This is a genomic window from Pelagovum pacificum (genome assembly GCF_016134045.1).
Classification (GTDB): domain Bacteria; phylum Pseudomonadota; class Alphaproteobacteria; order Rhodobacterales; family Rhodobacteraceae; genus Oceanicola; species Oceanicola pacificus_A.
Map to the genome: position 1 here is coordinate 3,821,454 of NZ_CP065915.1, position 16,212 is coordinate 3,837,665.

At 64.4% G+C, this 16,212-nt stretch carries 13 protein-coding genes; 11 read left to right on the forward strand and 2 right to left on the reverse strand.

The window, feature by feature from the left end; translation table 11 throughout:
• Window positions 1-21 precede the first annotated feature (21 nt).
• The 11 genes from I8N54_RS18815 (at window position 22) to I8N54_RS18865 (ending at window position 14,353) form a co-directional block, all read left to right on the forward strand.
• On the forward strand, window positions 22-1,047 hold the full coding sequence (locus I8N54_RS18815; RefSeq protein WP_140195052.1) for an ABC transporter permease: 1,026 nt from the start codon (window positions 22-24) through the stop codon (window positions 1,045-1,047).
• Window position 1,048: 1 nt separating this feature from the next.
• Window positions 1,049-2,260 (forward strand): ABC transporter permease, encoded by a 1,212-nt coding sequence (locus tag I8N54_RS18820; RefSeq protein ID WP_140195050.1) that lies wholly within the window; start codon window positions 1,049-1,051, stop codon window positions 2,258-2,260.
• A gap of 58 nt (window positions 2,261-2,318) precedes the next feature.
• Complete coding sequence (locus I8N54_RS18825) at window positions 2,319-3,935, forward strand: ABC transporter ATP-binding protein (protein ID WP_140195048.1); 1,617 nt, start codon at window positions 2,319-2,321, stop codon at window positions 3,933-3,935.
• Window positions 3,932-5,290: an alpha-glucosidase/alpha-galactosidase gene (gene melA / locus I8N54_RS18830; protein WP_140195046.1), complete on the forward strand. Its 1,359-nt coding sequence runs from the start codon at window positions 3,932-3,934 to the stop codon at window positions 5,288-5,290. The genes I8N54_RS18825 and melA (I8N54_RS18830) overlap by 4 nt, the downstream gene beginning before the upstream one ends.
• Window positions 5,287-6,765 carry a tryptophan halogenase family protein gene (locus I8N54_RS18835; RefSeq protein ID WP_197097572.1) on the forward strand — a complete coding sequence of 493 codons (1,479 nt, stop codon included), beginning with the start codon at window positions 5,287-5,289 and terminating at the stop codon, window positions 6,763-6,765. The genes melA (I8N54_RS18830) and I8N54_RS18835 overlap by 4 nt, the downstream gene beginning before the upstream one ends.
• Window positions 6,762-8,243: an alpha-glucosidase/alpha-galactosidase gene (gene melA / locus I8N54_RS18840; protein WP_140195042.1), complete on the forward strand. Its 1,482-nt coding sequence runs from the start codon at window positions 6,762-6,764 to the stop codon at window positions 8,241-8,243. Before I8N54_RS18835 ends, melA (I8N54_RS18840) begins: the two co-directional genes overlap by 4 nt.
• A 139-nt stretch (window positions 8,244-8,382) precedes the next feature.
• Window positions 8,383-10,023, forward strand: coding sequence for a BCCT family transporter (locus tag I8N54_RS18845; protein ID WP_140195040.1), 1,641 nt, complete (start codon window positions 8,383-8,385; stop codon window positions 10,021-10,023).
• Window positions 10,024-10,138: 115 nt separating this feature from the next.
• A complete protein-coding gene (locus I8N54_RS18850) occupies window positions 10,139-11,440 on the forward strand; it encodes an NAD(P)-dependent oxidoreductase (protein WP_140195038.1) in 1,302 nt (433 codons plus the stop codon).
• Between the two features lie 3 nt (window positions 11,441-11,443).
• Window positions 11,444-11,755: a hypothetical protein gene (locus I8N54_RS18855; RefSeq protein WP_140195036.1), complete on the forward strand. Its 312-nt coding sequence runs from the start codon at window positions 11,444-11,446 to the stop codon at window positions 11,753-11,755.
• A 9-nt stretch (window positions 11,756-11,764) separates the two neighbouring features.
• The gene (gene preA, locus I8N54_RS18860; RefSeq protein WP_140195034.1) at window positions 11,765-13,069 is read left to right on the forward strand and encodes an NAD-dependent dihydropyrimidine dehydrogenase subunit PreA; all 1,305 of its coding nucleotides are present in this window, start codon (window positions 11,765-11,767) and stop codon (window positions 13,067-13,069) included.
• 132 nt (window positions 13,070-13,201) lie between these two features.
• Window positions 13,202-14,353 (forward strand): mandelate racemase/muconate lactonizing enzyme family protein, encoded by a 1,152-nt coding sequence (locus I8N54_RS18865; protein ID WP_140195032.1) that lies wholly within the window; start codon window positions 13,202-13,204, stop codon window positions 14,351-14,353.
• A gap of 6 nt (window positions 14,354-14,359) precedes the next feature.
• Here the strand turns inward: I8N54_RS18865 and I8N54_RS18870 are convergent, their stop codons facing one another.
• A complete protein-coding gene (locus tag I8N54_RS18870; RefSeq protein WP_140195030.1) occupies window positions 14,360-15,073 on the reverse strand; it encodes an FkbM family methyltransferase in 714 nt (237 codons plus the stop codon).
• Window positions 15,074-15,215: 142 nt separating this feature from the next.
• The gene (locus I8N54_RS18875) at window positions 15,216-16,202 is read right to left on the reverse strand and encodes an aldo/keto reductase (RefSeq protein ID WP_140195028.1); all 987 of its coding nucleotides are present in this window, start codon (window positions 16,200-16,202) and stop codon (window positions 15,216-15,218) included.
• Window positions 16,203-16,212: the final 10 nt, after the last annotated feature.

A 16,212-nucleotide genomic window follows, 5' to 3' on the forward strand; every position in this document is an offset into this window, starting at 1 on the left:
CAGACTGCTCCCGGAGCGCAAATGCTGCGATTTCTCGTCATAAGACTGCTTCAGGCGATCCCGGTGCTGATCGTCATGTCGATCATCACCTTCATCATCATCAACGCGCCGCCGGGCGACTACGGCGACTACATCCGCACGATGATGATCACGCAGGGCAACGCCTCCATCGCCGTCGCCAATGAGGCGGCCGAGCGTTACCGCGAGGCGAACGGCCTGAACGACCCCATGGTCATCCAGTACTTCCGCTGGATCTGGGGCATCGTCAGCGAGGGCGACTTCGGTCACTCGTTCTACTACAACAAGCCCGTGGCCGAGGTCGTGGGCGAGCGCCTGCCCCGCACCATCCTGCTGGCGCTGACCTGTCACTTCTTCGCGTCGCTGCTCGGCATCGGCTTCGGCATCATCGCCGCGACGCGCCAGTATTCCTGGGCCGATACGGTGCTGTCCTTCGTGTCGTTCCTCGGGATGACCGTGCCGCGCTTCCTGCTGGCGCTCATCATCCTCTACGTCCTCGCGTTCAAACTGAACGTGCAGGAGCTGGGCAGCTTTTATTCCAGCCGTTACGGCGGTCAGCCCTACTGGCTTGGTCCGTTCGACTTCAACTGGGCCAAGCTCTGGAACCTGATCCAGCACGTCTGGCCCGTGGTCTTCATCGCCACCGTCGGCGGCCTGGCCTACAACCTGCGTGTCATGCGGGGGAACCTGCTCGACACGCTGAACCAGCAATATGTCGAAACCGCCCGCGCCAAGGGCCTGCCCGAGCGGCGGGTCATCATGGGCCACGCCGTGCCGAACGCCCTGCACCCGCTCGTCGCCTATCAGGGCGTCGTGCTGCCCTACATGCTGACCGGCGAGATTGAGGTGGCCATCGTCTTTTCGCTGGCGACCGTCGGTCCCGCGATCGTCGGCTCGATGGGCATCGGCGATGTCTACGTGACGGCGACGTTGCTGCTCGTGCTCGGGGCGACTCTGATCATCGGCAACATCATCGCAGACCTTCTGCTTGCGGTTCTCGATCCGCGAATCCGGGTTGGGAGCGACTGAGATGACTCACGGACCGGACTACACCGACGACAAGGATCCGATGCGCCGCATCACCGATGAACTGGCACCGCCGGTGGACGAGGGCGAGGACATGCGTCTCTCGACCGTCTCGACCGAGAGCCAGTCCTACAGCTCGCTCGTCTGGCAGCGGTTCCGCCGCTCGATCCCGGGGATGCTGGGGCTGACGATGGTGGTGATGCTGCTGGTGATCGCACTCTTCGGTCAGTTCTTCGCCCCGATGAACCCGAAGGAGCCGGACATCGCCTTCGCCCCGCCGGCCAAGTTCTCCTGGTACGTGCCGGAGATCGAGAACCCGCCCGAAGGCCGGGTCGAGCCGGGCTGGCGGCTGATGCCGGTGGTCTACCCGATCGTCGAGAGCGAGGAGTACGACCCGATCACGTTCCAGCCGCTGATGGCGCCCGATTACGAGAACCCGCGCCGGATCGTGCTCTTCGCCAAAGGCTGGGAGTACCAGATGCTCGGCATGACGTGGGAGCGGCACTTCATCGGCACGGCCGACGGCTCTCCGCTGCACTTCCTGGGCACCGACAAGCTGGGCCGGGACATCCTGAGCCGCGGCATCGTCGGCAGCCAGATTTCGCTGGCGATCGCGCTGAGTTCGATCACCCTCATCACGATCATCGGCACGCTTGTCGGGATCACCTCGGGTTATATCGGCGGTCGGTTCGACCTCTGGTTCCAGCGGTTCGTCGAGATCATCCTCGCCTTCCCGCAGCTGCCCTTCTACCTGGCGCTGACCACGCTGATCCCCGTTACGGCGCCGTCGACACTTTTCATCAGCTTCGTGGTGCTGGTGATCGTCGGGCTGGGGTGGGCACAGCTCTCGCGAGAGGTGCGCGGAAAGACGATGGCGCTCCGCCAGGTGGATTACGTCCGCGCGGCGATGGCCGTGGGAGCGAGCGACCGGCGGATCATCACGCGGCACATCCTGCCCAACGTGACCAGCCACGTGATCGTCGCCGTCACCCTCGGCATCCCGACGATCGTTCTGCTCGAGAGCTTCCTCGGCTTCCTCGGCTTCGCCGTGAAACCGCCGCTGATCTCCTGGGGGCTGATGCTTCAGGATGCCGGCACCTTCTCGGTCATTGGGTCCTATCCGTGGATCCTGTCGCCGGTCGGCTTCGTGCTCGTCACCGTCTTCGCCTTCAACGCGCTCGGCGACGGGCTGCGTGACGCGATCGACCCGTATTGAGGAAGGACAATGACAATGACTTCTTTCCCCAATGCGGCTCTGACAAAGGCGTTCGGCCATGAATGACCTCACTCCCATCCTCGACGCGCACAAGGTCGGCGTGACCTTCACCGTGGACGGCGGCAAGGTCGAAGCGGTGCGGGACGTGTCCTTCAAGCTCTACCCCGGCAAGACGACCGCGCTGGTCGGCGAGTCCGGATCGGGCAAGTCGGTCACGGCGCGGGCCGTGATGCGGCTGTTGTCCAAGCGGGCAACCGTCTCGAACGACACCAAGATCATGTACCGTGACAAGGACATGGCGCACCTTTCGCTGAAGGAGATGCGCCAGCTTCGGGGCAACCGGATCAGCATGATCTTCCAGGAGCCGATGTCGTCGCTCAACCCGATCTACAAGATCGGCGTTCAGCTGGTGGAGGTCATCATGCTCCACCAGAGGCTCGGCAAGAAAGCCGCTTGGAACCGCGCGATCGAGCTGCTGGACGAAGTGCGCATTCCGAACCCCGAAGCGCGGGTGCAGCAGTATCCGCACCAGCTCTCGGGCGGGCAGCGGCAGCGGGTGATGATCGCGATGGCGCTGGCCAATCGTCCCGACGTGCTGATCGCGGATGAGCCGACCACGGCGCTCGACGTGACAGTGCAGGCGGAAATCCTGCATCTGATCGACGACCTGAAGGACAAGTTCGGGATGGGCGTCGTGCTCATCACCCACGACCTGACGGTCGTGCGCGAGTTCGCGGACCACGTCTATGTCATGCAGCACGGCGAAGTGCGCGAACAGGGCCCGACGGAGCAGATCTTCACCAACCCGACGCACGCCTATACCAAGCGGCTGCTCGCGGCGGAACCGACGGGCCAGGCCAATCCGCTGGAGGGCGATCAAGAGTCCGTCCTGACCGGTGAGGGCGTCCGGGTGGAGTTCATGCTCCGCAAGGGTGGCGCCTTCCGGGGCACCTACGAACCGCTCATCGCGGTCGACAGCCTCGACCTCGACCTCAAGCGAGGCGAGACGCTCGGCCTCGTCGGCGAATCCGGCTCGGGAAAGACCACCTTCGGGCAGGCCATGCTGCGGCTGATCCACATGGACGACGGCCGCGTCACGTTCCTCGGCGACGAGATCCAGAACAAGACCCGCAAGGAGATGGTGCCCTACCGCTCCCGGATGCAGATCGTGTTCCAGGACCCCTTCGCCTCGCTCAACCCCCGGATGTCGGTCCGCCAGATCATCGAGGAAGGTCTCGTGGTCAACGGCATCGGCAACAGCCGCCGGGAGCGCTACGAGCGCATGAAGCAGGCGCTCCGCGACGCGGGGTTGCCCGACACGATCTCTCACCGTTTCCCGCACGAGTTCTCGGGCGGGCAACGGCAGAGGCTCGCCATCGCGCGTGCCATCGCGCTGGAGCCGGAATTCATCCTGCTGGATGAGCCGACCTCGGCGCTCGATCTTTCCGTGCAGGCCCAGATCATCGAGCTGTTGCGCAAGCTGCAGCGCGAAAAGGGTCTGAGCTACCTGTTCATCAGCCATGACCTGAAGGTGGTGAGAGCGCTGTGCCACCGGGTCATGGTGATGCAGCACGGCAAGATCGTCGAACAGGGCCCGGTCAACGAGGTCCTCGTAAACCCGAAATCCGACTACACACAGCGGCTTGTCCGCGCAGCCTTCGAGATTGCCACATGACGACAGTTACCTTCATCGGCGCCGGCAGCGCCGTGTTCGCCAAGAACCTCGCCGGCGACATCCTTCAGCGTCCCGCATTGAAGAATGCGACCATCCGGCTGATGGACATCAACCCCCAGCGGCTCGAGGAATCCGAGCTGATCATCGGCAAGATGGCCAAGACGCTCGGCGGCCACGCCAAGATCGAAACCTACACCGACCAGCGCCGCGCGCTCGCCGGCACGGACTTCGTCGTCTGCTGCTTCCAAGTGGGCGGCTACGAGCCCTGCACCGTCACGGACTTCGAGGTGCCGAAGAAATTCGGCCTCCGCCAGACGATCGCCGACACGCTCGGCATCGGCGGCATCATGCGCGGCCTGCGCACGGTGCCCGTGCTCTGGAGCATCTGCGAGGACCTGATGGAGGTCGCCCCGAACGCGATCGTCATGCAGTACGTGAACCCGATGGCGATCAACACCTGGGCGATCGGCGCGAAGTTCCCGTCGATCCAGCAGGTCGGTCTCTGCCACTCGGTCCAGGGTACGGCGGAAGAGCTGGCCAAGGATCTCGACATCCCGATCGGCGACATCCGCTACCAGTGCGCCGGCATCAACCACATGGCGTTCTACAAGTACTTCGAGCAGCGCCAGCCCGACGGCAGCTACAAGGATCTCTACCCGGCGCTGAAGCAGGGCTACCTCGAGGGTCGCTTCCCGAAAGCCGGCTGGAACCCGCGCTGCCCGAACAAGGTGCGCTACGAGATGTTCACCCGTCTGGGCTACTTCGTCACTGAATCGTCGGAGCACTTCGCCGAGTACGTGCCCTATTTCATCAAGCGCGACCGTCCGGACCTGATCGAGAAGTTCGGTATCCCGCTCGACGAATACCCGAAGCGCTGCGTGGAACAGGTCGAACGCTGGACCAAGCAGGCGCAGGAATACCGTGACGCCGAAGAAGTTGTCGTGAAGCCGTCCCATGAATACGCGTCGGAGATCGTGAACTCCGTCATCACGGGCGAGCCCTCGGTGATCTATGGCAACTTCCCGAACAAGGGGAACATCCCGCAGCTGCCCGACGGCTGTGCCATCGAGGTGCCGACCCTGGTCGACGCGAACGGCCTGCAACCGACCGTGGTGGAAGACATCCCGCCGCAGCTCATCGCGCTGATGCGGACCAACATCAACGTGCAGGACCTCACGGTTCAGGCGCTCCTGACGGAGAACCCGGAGCACATCTACCACGCCGCGATGCTTGACCCGCACACGGCGGCGGAGCTCGATCTTGACCAGATCTGGGATCTGACCCACGACCTGCTGGCCGCCCACGGCGACTGGTTGCCGGAATGGGCCCGTCCGGAGCAGCGCAAGTCGGCATGAGCAAACGTGTCGTCATCGTCGGAGGGGGCACGGCGGGCTGGCTCGCCGCGCTCATCCTCTCTCGCGCGCCGGGTCGGCGCGTGACGGTGGTCGAATCCTCCCGCATCCCGACCATCGGGGTGGGGGAGGGGACCACGGCGGTGTTCCGGCACATGCTCAAGCACCTCGGTCTCGATGAACGCAAGTTCATCGCGGAGACCGGGGCGACGGTGAAATACGGCATTCGTCACAGGGACTGGCGCCGCAAGGGCCACAGCTATGACGGGCCGATCGACGAGATCGCGCAGGTGGCGGGGCAGGGGCTTGACCTATACGCCGTTGCCTCCGGTCGTCCGGTAGGCGAGGCGCACCTCTTCCGTCACCTGATGGAGAAGCGCCGCGCGCCCTATGCCGAGGTGAAGGGCCGTGAAGTCGCGGCCGGTCCGTTTCATTTCGCCTACCATTTCGACCAGGCGAAGGCCGGCGCCTGGCTCAAGAGCCAAGCTAGCGGGATCACCCTTGTCGACGACGTGGTCGAAGGGTTGGAGCGAGACGGCGAAACAGGCTCTGTAAAGGGGCTTCGGCTCGAATCCGGACAGGTTCTGGAAGGCGACGTCTTCCTCGACTGCACCGGCTTCCGCCGGGCGCTGATCGGACCGATGGGTGCGGAGTGGCAGAGCTACTCGGACACGCTGCCGGTCAACCGGGCGATGCCGTTCTGGATCGACCTGAAACCGGGAGAGGAGATAGACCCCCTTACGCTCGCATGGGCGCAGGGGGCGGGCTGGATGTGGAAGATCCCGACCTCGGATCGCTACGGCTGCGGCTACGTCTACTCGGACGCGCACACGTCGCCGGACGAGGCCAGGGCGGAGATCGAAACCGCGCTCGGCCACGCGATCGAGCCGCGCAACGACATCAGGATCGACGCAGGCCGCCTGAAGGACGCTTGGATCGGCAACGTCATCGCGCTGGGCCTGTCGTCGTCATTCCTCGAACCGCTGGAGGCGACGTCGATCCACGGGACAGTGGTGCAGTGCATGTGGCTGGACCGGTGGCTCGACGACCCGAAGGGACGCGATCACTACAATGCCGCCGTCGCGCGGCAGGTCGATGATTTCCGGGACTTCATCCGCCTTCATTACGTCAGCGAGCGGAACGACACGCCGTTCTGGCGCGACGTTGCCGCGAGCCACCCGCAGACCCTGCGCGACCGCCTCGCGGCGTGGCAGACGCGGATGCCCGAGCGGCGAGACTTCACGACCCTGCCGGGGAATTTCCCCCACGTGCAGGAGCAGCTTTATATCCCCGTCCTCGACGGGCTGGGACTTCTGAACCGGGCGGCGGCGAAAGAGGCGCTGTCCCGTGATCCCAAGCGGCGGGCGACGCTGCGCAAGACACACGAGCAACTGACGAAAGATTACACCCGTGCGGCCGGCAAGTGCCTCCCTCACCGGGCCTGGCTTTCGTCCCTAACGAAAGAGATGGCAGCATGAGCTTCAAGATCTGCATCATCGGCGCGGGGAGCGTCGGCTTCACCAAGAAACTCTGTTCCGACATCCTGAAGGTGCCGGAATTCGAAGAGATCGAGATCGCGCTGACCGACATCAACGCGCACAACCTCGACATGGTCCGCCAGATCATCGAGCGGATCGTGGACGTGAATGGCCTCAAGACGACCGTCACCGCGACGACCGACCGGCGCGAGGCGCTGAAGGATGCGCGCTATATCATGTGCTGCGTCCGGATCGGCGGGCTCGAAGCCTTCGAGAGCGACATCAACATCCCGCTCAAGTACGGCGTCGACCAGTGCGTCGGTGACACGATCTGCGCCGGCGGCATCATGTACGGCCAGCGCGGCATCAACGCGATGCTCGACTTCTGCAAGGACATCAAGGAAGTGGCAGAGCCGAATGCCCTGCTTCTGAACTACGCCAACCCGATGGTCATGATGACCTGGGCCGCGCTCGGCGCCGGGATCAACACCGTCGGCCTGTGCCACGGCGTCCCCAACGGCCACCGCCAGATCGCCAAGGCGCTGAAGGTGCCGTTCGAAGATGTCGACATCGTCTGCTCGGGCATCAACCACCAGACGTGGTACCTCGACATCAAGGTGAACGGGCGCGACGTCTCCAAGGAAGAGCTGATCGAGGCGTTCGAGAGCCACAACCTCTATTCCCAGCAGGAAAAGGTGCGCATCGATGTGCTGAAGCGGTTCGGCTACTACTCGACGGAGTCCAACGGACACCTGTCCGAGTACCTGCCGTGGTATCGGAAGCGCCCGGAAGAGATCAACGACTGGATCAGCACCGACGTCTGGATCAACGGTGAGACCGGCGGTTACCTTCGGTATTGCCGCGAGAACCGGAACTGGTTCGAAGAGGACTTTCCGAAGTTCCTCGAGGAAGCGGGCACCAAGCTGGAGGATTACGAGCGTACCGACGAGCACGCGAGCTGGATTCTCGAGGCGATGGAAACCGGCCGCCCGTATCGTGGTCACTTCAATATGCGCAACGGCGGGATCATCACGAACCTGCCCGAGGACTGCATCATCGAAAGCCCCGGCTACGTCGACCGTTTCGGTATCAACATGATCGAAGGCATCGAGTTGCCGATGGCGTGCCAGGCGACCTGCAACGTCTCGGTCAACGTGCAGCGGATGGCCGTTCACGCCGCCCTGACCGGTGACGTCGACCTGCTGAAACAGGCCGTTCTGCACGACCCGCTCGTCGGTGCGATCTGCACCCCGGACGAAGTCTGGCAGATGGTCGACGAGATGCTGATCGCGCAGGCTGAGTGGCTGCCGCAATACGCGCACGCCATTCCGGCGGCAGAAGAGCGGATGAAGAACCCCAAGGTGAAGACGCGCGAGTGGGCCGGTGCAGCCCGCCTGAAGGAGCGCACCGTCGAGGAACTCCGCGAAGCGAAGGAGCGCGCGAAGAAGGGCGCAACGCTTGGCACCGTGATGAGCTGAACGCTCAATCGCTTGGGTCAATGACGAAGGCGGGCAAGAGATTGCCCGCCTTTTTCGATGTTTTTGGCCGGTTTCGGTCGCCTCACGAAACTGTGGCTCTAGGTCGGATTGAAACAAAACAGCCCTGAGGGACAGACGCATGGAACGACTGGCGGCGCGACTCGGACTGCGGACCGATCCGACGATCTTCTTCATCTCGGCAGGGGCGACCATCGTTTTCGTGCTCGCGCTCGTCATAGCGCCGGACACGATCGGCGCGGCCTTCGCGACGGGGCGCGAGTGGATCGTCACCAACCTCGGCTGGTTCTTCATCTTCGGCGTGAACCTCTGGCTCGGCTTCCTGATCTGGGCGGCGGTGTCCCGGCACGGGCATATTCGCCTCGGGCCCAGGGACAGCCGGCCGGACTACGACAACATGTCGTGGTTCACGATGCTCTTCGCCGGCGGCATCGGCACAGTCCTGATGTTCTGGGGCGTGGCAGAGCCGATCAGCCACTTCATGGAGCCGCCGCTTCCCGGTGTCGAACCCTACAGCGAGCAGGCCGCGAAGGACGGTATTTCCATCGCGATCTACCACCTCGGCCTGCACACCTGGACGATCTTCACGCTGCCGGGTCTGGCCTTCGCCTATTTCATCAACCGCTACGATCTGCCGGTGCGCGTGTCATCGGTCTTCTACCCGCTGCTGCGTGAGGGCATCCACGGCCCCGTCGGCAAGGCCATCGACATTGCCTCGATCCTCGGCACGTTGTTCGGGGTCGCCGTGTCGCTCGGCCTCGGGTCCAGCCAGATCGCCGCCGGTCTTTCGGAGCTGTTCGGAGTCGGCGACGGCACCGTCACGCAGGTCCTGATCCTCGCCGTCCTGACCTGCGTTGCGGTCGGGTCGATCGTTGCCGGGCTCGACAAGGGCGTGAAGATGCTCTCGAACCTCAACATCGGCATGGCGATCGCGCTGATGGTCTTCGTGCTGGTCTGCGGATCGACCCTGTTCCTGCTGCGCGGCATCGTCGAGACGTTCGGCCTCTACTTCGGCAACCTGCCGCGACTGGCCTTCTGGAACGACATGCTGGCCGACACCAACCCCGACAACGGTGAATGGGGCTGGCAGGGCAGCTGGACGGTCTTCTACTGGGCGTGGACCGTGACGTGGTCGCCCTTCATCGGCCTGTTCGTCGCCCGCATCAGCCGGGGCCGCACCATCCGGGAGTTCGTCTTCGGTGTGCTGCTGGCACCGTCGCTGTTCACCCTGATCTGGTTCGCGATCTTCGGCTGGCAGGCGATGGAGTTCGACGGCATCGGGCAGGCGGCCCGGACCGCACTTGGCGATCAGGCGGGCGAGATCAGCGACGCAGTCGCGGAGAGCATCCCGCTGGCCATGTTCGCCTTCTTCGAACATTTTCCCTTCACGTCCATCGTGCAGGGCCTCGCCGTCATCATCGTGGCGATCTTCTTCGCTACGTCGTCGGACTCGGCGTCGCTCGTGGTCGACATGCTCTGCACCGGCACGCCCGATCCGGGCCCGGTCCATCAGCGGGTGTTCTGGGGCGCTGCCGAGGGCCTCGTCGCCGCGATGCTGATCGTGTTGGCCGGGGATGCAGGGCTCGACGCGCTGCAACAGGTCATCACCGTGGTTGGTCTGCCGATCTTCATCCTCGTCACGATGATGATCCCGGCGCTGATCCGGGGCTTCATGCTGGAAGACATCGACTCCGTCTCGGTCGGCAAGCGGCCGCAGCTCGAGGGCTTCCACAAGGACGAAGCAGAGGCGTCGAGCTCCTGATCGGGGCAGACTGCACAAGGAAGCGGCAACCGCCCGCGTCCTGAGCGCGGGCGGTATTTTACCATTTGGTAAAATCTCAGGCCTGTGGCAGGCTTTCTCAAAACAGGGAGAGCCGATGACCACTCCATCCACGCCAGGGATCGTTCCGGGACGGCTGCCTCCCGACGAGATCGCCTCGAACTTCGCCGACCTCCACGCGCCCTATGACCCGCACGAGGCACATGTGGCCGCGGATCGCTGTTATTTCTGCCACGATGCGCCCTGCGTCACGGCCTGCCCGACGGCGATCGACATCCCGCTGTTCATCCGCCAGATCGCGACCGGACAGCCGGAGGCCGCGGGCAAGACGATCTTCGACCAGAACATCCTCGGCGGGATGTGCGCCCGTGTCTGTCCGACTGAGGAGCTGTGCGAAGAGGCCTGTGTCCGTGAGCTCGCAGAGGGCAAGCCGGTCGAGATCGGGCGCCTTCAGCGTTACGCCACCGACAGCGTCATGGCGCGGCAGGGGCACCCGTTCGTTCGCGCCGCCGATACGGGAAAATCCATCGCCATCGTCGGGTCCGGCCCGGCCGGCCTCGCCTGTGCGCACCGGCTGGCCATGAAGGGTCACGCGGTCACGATCTACGAGGCGCGGGACAAGGCCGGCGGCCTCAACGAGTACGGTATCGCCTCCTACAAGACGGTCGACGAATTCGCGCAGCGGGAGGTCGACTGGCTTCTCTCCATCGGGGGGATCACGGTGAAGACCAGCGAGGTTATCGACGACGCCCGACTGACCGAGCTGCGGGCGAGCCACGACGCCGTCTTCCTCGGCATCGGTCTGCCCGGCGCCTACGGCCTGCCGGAGCTCGGCGACGAGGGTGTGACGTCGGCCATCGATTTCATCGCGGCGCTGCGGCAGTCTGACGATCTCACCTCGCTTCCCATCGGGCGCAATGTCGTCGTCATCGGTGGTGGCATGACGGCGATCGACGCAGCCGTGCAATCCAAGCTGCTCGGCGCGGATTCAGTCACGATCCTGTACCGCAGAGACAAGGGCGCGATGCCCGCGTCAGAATACGAACAGGACCTCGCCGCCTCGAAAGGGGTGCGCCTGATGTTCAACGCTCAAGCCATCGGCAGCCACGGCACCGGTGCCGACCGGATGATCGAGGTTGCCCGCACCGGAGATCTGGACGGCACGGAGCCGATGCAGATCCCGGCGGACCAGGTGCTGCTTGCGATCGGACAGATGCTCGACACGCCACCGGAAGAGATCGACCTCGACGGCAAGGTGCTGGGGGCAGGGGAGACGGGCAAGACCTCGCTCGCCGGTGTCTGGGCGGGTGGCGACTGTGTCAGTCCCGGCAAGAACCTCACCGTCTGGGCCGTGCGGCAGGGCCGCGATGCGGCCGAGGATATTCACGAGGCACTCTGACTCATGGTCCGCATCACGACACTCGCCCTTCTCTGCCTCGTTGCCGCGCCCGCCACGGCGCAGGAGCGCGAGAGCGAACGTTACGAGCGCAAGCGCCTGAGCGCCGGCGAAGTCGTGTCCCGCACCTATGAATGTTCCGGCGGAATGACGGCGATCTCCGGTGGATACCGGCTGTATGGCCAGCCCGACAACAGCATCGATTTCATGGTCGTTGCCAACTACCCCGACGGTCGGGGTGGATGGCGCATCGACATCCGCAACGTGACGGACCGCGCGCAGGAGCTCGCCTTCCGCATCTACGCGATCTGCCAATAGGAGGCTCTGATGGCTGACCTGACGACGGACTTTCTGGGCATCAAGAGCCCGAACCCCTTCTGGCTGGCCTCCGCGCCGCCGACCGACAAGGAATACAACGTTCGCCGCGCTTTCGACGCAGGCTGGGGCGGGGTCGTGTGGAAGACGCTCGGCGCCGAGGGGCCGCCGGTCGTCAACGTGAACGGCCCCCGGTACGGCGCGATCTACGGTGCCGACCGTCGGCTGCTCGGGCTCAACAACATCGAGCTAATCACCGACCGCCCGCTCGAGACGAACCTCGAGGAAATGACGCGCGTGAAGAAGGACTATCCGGATCACGCGCTGATCGCGTCCATCATGGTCCCCTGTGACGAGGAAAGCTGGCGTGCGATCCTGCCTCGCGTCACAGAGACCAATGCCGACGGGATCGAGCTGAACTTCGGGTGCCCCCACGGGATGAGCGAGCGCGGCATGGGCTCAGCCGTCGGACAGGTGCCCGAGTACATTCAGATGGTCACCGAGTGGTGCAAGAAATACTACGATCGTCCGGTGATCGTGAAGCTGACGCCCAATATCACGGACATCCGCAAACCCGCGGCCGCCGCAAAGGCCGGTGGGGCCGACGCGGTGAGCCTCATCAACACGATCAACTCGATCACCGGGGTGGACCTCGACAATTTCGCGCCGATGCCGACGATCGACGGCAAGGGCTCGCACGGCGGCTATTGCGGCCCGGCGGTAAAGCCGATCGCGATGTCGATGGTCTCCGAGATTGCGCGGGGCGAGGACACGCGCGGCCTGCCGATCAGCGGGATCGGCGGCATCACCACGTGGCGCGACGCGGCGGAGTTCATGGCGCTCGGCTGCGGCAACGTTCAGGTCTGCACGGCGGCGATGACCTACGGCTTCCGCATCGTCGAAGAGATGAAGCGCGGTCTGTCGGCATGGATGGACGAGAAAGGCTACACCTCGACCGCCGATTTCGTCGGCAAGGCTGTTCCGAACGTCACTGATTGGCAGTACCTGAACCTGAATTACGTCACCAAGGCGCGGATCGATCAGGACGCCTGCATCAAGTGCGGCCGCTGCTATGCGGCCTGCGAGGACACGTCTCACCAGGCAATCGCGATGAAAGAAGGCCGGGTGTTCGAGGTGATCGACGAGGAATGCGTCGCCTGCAACCTCTGCGTCGACGTCTGCCCGGTCGAGGATTGCATCACGATGGAACGCCTCGCCGCAGGCACCACCGATCCGAGGACCGGCAAGGTCGTGCAGGACGAATACGCCAACTGGACGACGCACCCGAACAACCCGATGGCCAAAGCGGCGGAGTGATCCGCCGGTTCAGGCCTGCTTAGAGCCTGTTCGCCGCTCGATACCTGGGATTGCAACGGCAATCAGACCCTTGCCGCCGCGGTGCGTGGCGTCATAGTCCGGGGGCAATAGCCCCCGAACTGGACGACACAGATGAAGATCACCGCCATCACTCCCTATCCCGTCCGTATCGGCGTCCGGAACCAGCTTCTGGTCAAGGTCGAGACCGACGAGGGCATCTACGGCTGGGGCGAATCCGGCCTGTCCTACCGCGAACTCGCTGTGGCCGGCGCGATCAAGCATTACGCGAATTTCCTGATCGGGCGTGATCCGATGCAATCCGGCGCTCTCTGGCAGGAGATGTATCGCAGCCAGTACTTTGAAGGCGGGCGCGTGCTGACCGCCGCGCAGGCGGCGCTCGACATCGCGTTCCATGACATCCGGGGCAAGGCGCTTGGCGTGCCGGTGCACCAGCTTCTCGGCGGCCAGCATCGCAAAACGGTTCCGGCATTCGGAACGACTTCGGCCGCGCCGGGGCCGGAGATGGTCGAACAGGCTCTGATCCTGCGCGATGCGGGATGGAATTGCGTCAGGCTCCTCGCCGAAGGGCAGGAGAATCCGGAGATGTTCGAACCCCGCGAGTCGATCGGCAAGACTGCCGAATGGGCCATGAAGGTGCGCGAGGCGATCGGCCACGAGGTCGTGCTCGGGGTCGAGTATCACCATCGCCTCAGTGTCGGCGAAGCGGCGAACTTCGCGCAGAAGGTGCCCGCCGGGACGCTCGATTTCCTCGAAGAACCGATCCGTGACGAGGCCCCCGGCGCCTACGAGGCGTTGCGCCGGATGACCGACATCCCCTTCGCATTGGGCGAGGAGTTCTCGTCCAAGTGGCAGTTCCTGCCCTATCTCGAACGCGACATCGTGCAATATGCCCGCCTCGACATCTGCAACGTCGGCGGTTTCACCGAGGCGATGAAAGTCGCCGGGCTGGCAGAGGCGCATTACATCGACCTGATGCCGCACAACCCGCTCGGACCGGTTTGTACCGCGGCGAGCGTTCATCTCGGCGCGGCAGTGCCGAACTTCGCATGGCTTGAATGCCGGGCGTCCCCGGTCGAACAGCTTGGCTTCGAGAGTGCGGAGCTCTGTCCGAAGAAGGTCGAGCTCGACGGCGCGGCTTACGTGGTGCCGATGGAGCCGGGGCTTGGCGTCGAGGTCGATGAAGAGTTCCTGAAGCGGGCCGAGTTCGAATATATCGACCCGCCGATGCTGCGTCGGCGCGACGGGTCGATCACCAACTGGTAACCCGTCTCAGGTATCGCGCAGGAAGCAGACGACCGGTCCGGTCGAGAACTTCTGCGAGTAATAGAAGCCGCGCTTCATCATCTCGGAGAACACGGTGTTCACGCCGGCAGGCCCGGTAGCCCCGGTGTGAACCTCGACCATGAACTTGTTCACGCTCGGCATCTCCGCCGCCTTGAGCAGTTCGACTTCGCCACCTTCGATGTCGCAGATGATCATCGTCGGCTGACGCTCTGCGACGAAGGCGTTGAAGGACATGGTCGGGACTTCGACTTCGTCCCGGACGAGCGATCCGCCACCCCGCAGGGACGAACCCCAGAACGGCTCGCGAATGTAGAACGTCGCCGTGCCGCCCTCGTCGCCTTCGCGGAACAGCGCGTTGATGACCTCGACCTTCACCGCGTTCAGCGAATGGGTCTTGGCGATGTAGGGGATCAGGGCCGGGTTCGCTTCAACCGTCACGATGGATTTGGTGTACCGGTGCTTGGCGCAGAAGGTGGAGATGAAGCCGAGCCCGGCGCCGATCTCGAGGATCTGTTCGCCCGGCTCGATCAGCTTGTCGAGGAACATGCGTTCCTGCATCTCGTAGTTGCCGTTCAGCAGGTTCTTGCGGACACGCGGGACCACGATCTTCTCGTCATCCTCGAGCACGATTCCCTGGCAATTGATCGTACCGTCGTTCGGCAGCCTCCTGGCCGCCGCGTTCTTGAGCCTCGTCCACATGCTGCGCCCCTCAACCAACTGTCTGTGACAGTCTCATCCGGGGCTGACTATTCCATCCGCGAAGGTGTCAGACCAAACCTTTTGGCGTGGGGTCGCACGAGGCGCGGCAGAATGCCGACGCCTGTGCGAAATCCGACACGTGTCAGGCGGTGACGGGACCTTCGCCCGCACCCGTGGTCTCGATCGCCTTGGTGAGCGCGGCGAGGTCCTCGGAGTCGAGCTCAAGCGTCGCGGCGGGTAGCCAGCCGTCGATCTGCGCGGGGGAGCGCGCCCCGACGATGGTGCCGGTCAGGCCCGGCCAGCTCAGGCACCAGGCTAGGGCGACGGGACCGGTGCCGGGCAGGCCGTGCTTCTCGGCGATCGGTTTCAGGGCTTCGGCGAGGGCGAGGTTCCGCTCCAGTGCCTCGCCCTGGAAGTCGGGTGCGTTACGGCGCCAGTCGTTCTCGGGGAGGTTGGCGGCGCGTTCCGCAGTGAAGGCCCCGGTCAGCAGGCCGGCCTGCATCGGCGAGTAGCAGATCGTGCCGGTGCCGTTCCGGTCGCACCACGGCAGCACAGTGTCACCGGCGGCGCGCTTGATCATCGAGAACGGCGGTTGCAGCGTCTCGACGTGGCCCATCGCCTCGGCCGTGTCGAGCTGGTCGACCCAGTGGTTCGACAAGCCGACATGATTCACAAGGCCGTCTTTCTTCAGGTCCAGCATCGCCTGCCAGCTTTCCTCGAGCGACACGTCGTCGGACGGCCAGTGCAGCTGGTAGAGGTCGATGACGTCGACCTTCAATCGGGCGAGCGACTCCTCGCACTGACGGCGCAGCGTCGCGCCTTCGCGGCGGGGGTTAGTCCCGTCGGCGTCGCGGATGATGCCGCCCTTTGTAAAGACATAGGGGCGATCGGCCTCGGGCATGTCCTTCAGCGCCTCGGCGATCACCTCTTCCGAGTGGCCGTTGCCATAGACGGCGGCCGTGTCGATCCAGTTCACCCCGACAGAGATCGCGTGGCGGATGGCGTCGATGGAGTCCTGATCGTCCTGCGGCCCCCACATGTTGCCACCGATGGCCCATGCGCCGAAGCCGGTGCGGGTGATGTCCATGCCGGTCTTGCCGAACGGTCGTGTGGGAAGCGGGGTCTGCATCGGGGGTCTC

Excerpts from the sequence above, each read along its gene's own strand:
- I8N54_RS18815 (WP_140195052.1), top strand. The coding sequence starts at position 22 with ATGCTGCGATTTCTCGTCATAAGACTGCTTCAGGCGATCCCGGTGCTG.
- I8N54_RS18820 (WP_140195050.1), top strand. The coding sequence starts at position 1,049 with ATGACTCACGGACCGGACTACACCGACGACAAGGATCCGATGCGCCGC.
- I8N54_RS18825 (WP_140195048.1), top strand. The coding sequence starts at position 2,319 with ATGAATGACCTCACTCCCATCCTCGACGCGCACAAGGTCGGCGTGACC.
- melA (WP_140195046.1), top strand. The coding sequence starts at position 3,932 with ATGACGACAGTTACCTTCATCGGCGCCGGCAGCGCCGTGTTCGCCAAG.
- I8N54_RS18835 (WP_197097572.1), top strand. The coding sequence starts at position 5,287 with ATGAGCAAACGTGTCGTCATCGTCGGAGGGGGCACGGCGGGCTGGCTC.
- melA (WP_140195042.1), top strand. The coding sequence starts at position 6,762 with ATGAGCTTCAAGATCTGCATCATCGGCGCGGGGAGCGTCGGCTTCACC.
- I8N54_RS18845 (WP_140195040.1), top strand. The coding sequence starts at position 8,383 with ATGGAACGACTGGCGGCGCGACTCGGACTGCGGACCGATCCGACGATC.
- I8N54_RS18850 (WP_140195038.1), top strand. The coding sequence starts at position 10,139 with ATGACCACTCCATCCACGCCAGGGATCGTTCCGGGACGGCTGCCTCCC.
- I8N54_RS18855 (WP_140195036.1), top strand. The coding sequence starts at position 11,444 with ATGGTCCGCATCACGACACTCGCCCTTCTCTGCCTCGTTGCCGCGCCC.
- preA (WP_140195034.1), top strand. The coding sequence starts at position 11,765 with ATGGCTGACCTGACGACGGACTTTCTGGGCATCAAGAGCCCGAACCCC.
- I8N54_RS18865 (WP_140195032.1), top strand. The coding sequence starts at position 13,202 with ATGAAGATCACCGCCATCACTCCCTATCCCGTCCGTATCGGCGTCCGG.
- I8N54_RS18870 (WP_140195030.1), bottom strand. The coding sequence starts at position 15,073 with ATGTGGACGAGGCTCAAGAACGCGGCGGCCAGGAGGCTGCCGAACGAC.
- I8N54_RS18875 (WP_140195028.1), bottom strand. The coding sequence starts at position 16,202 with ATGCAGACCCCGCTTCCCACACGACCGTTCGGCAAGACCGGCATGGAC.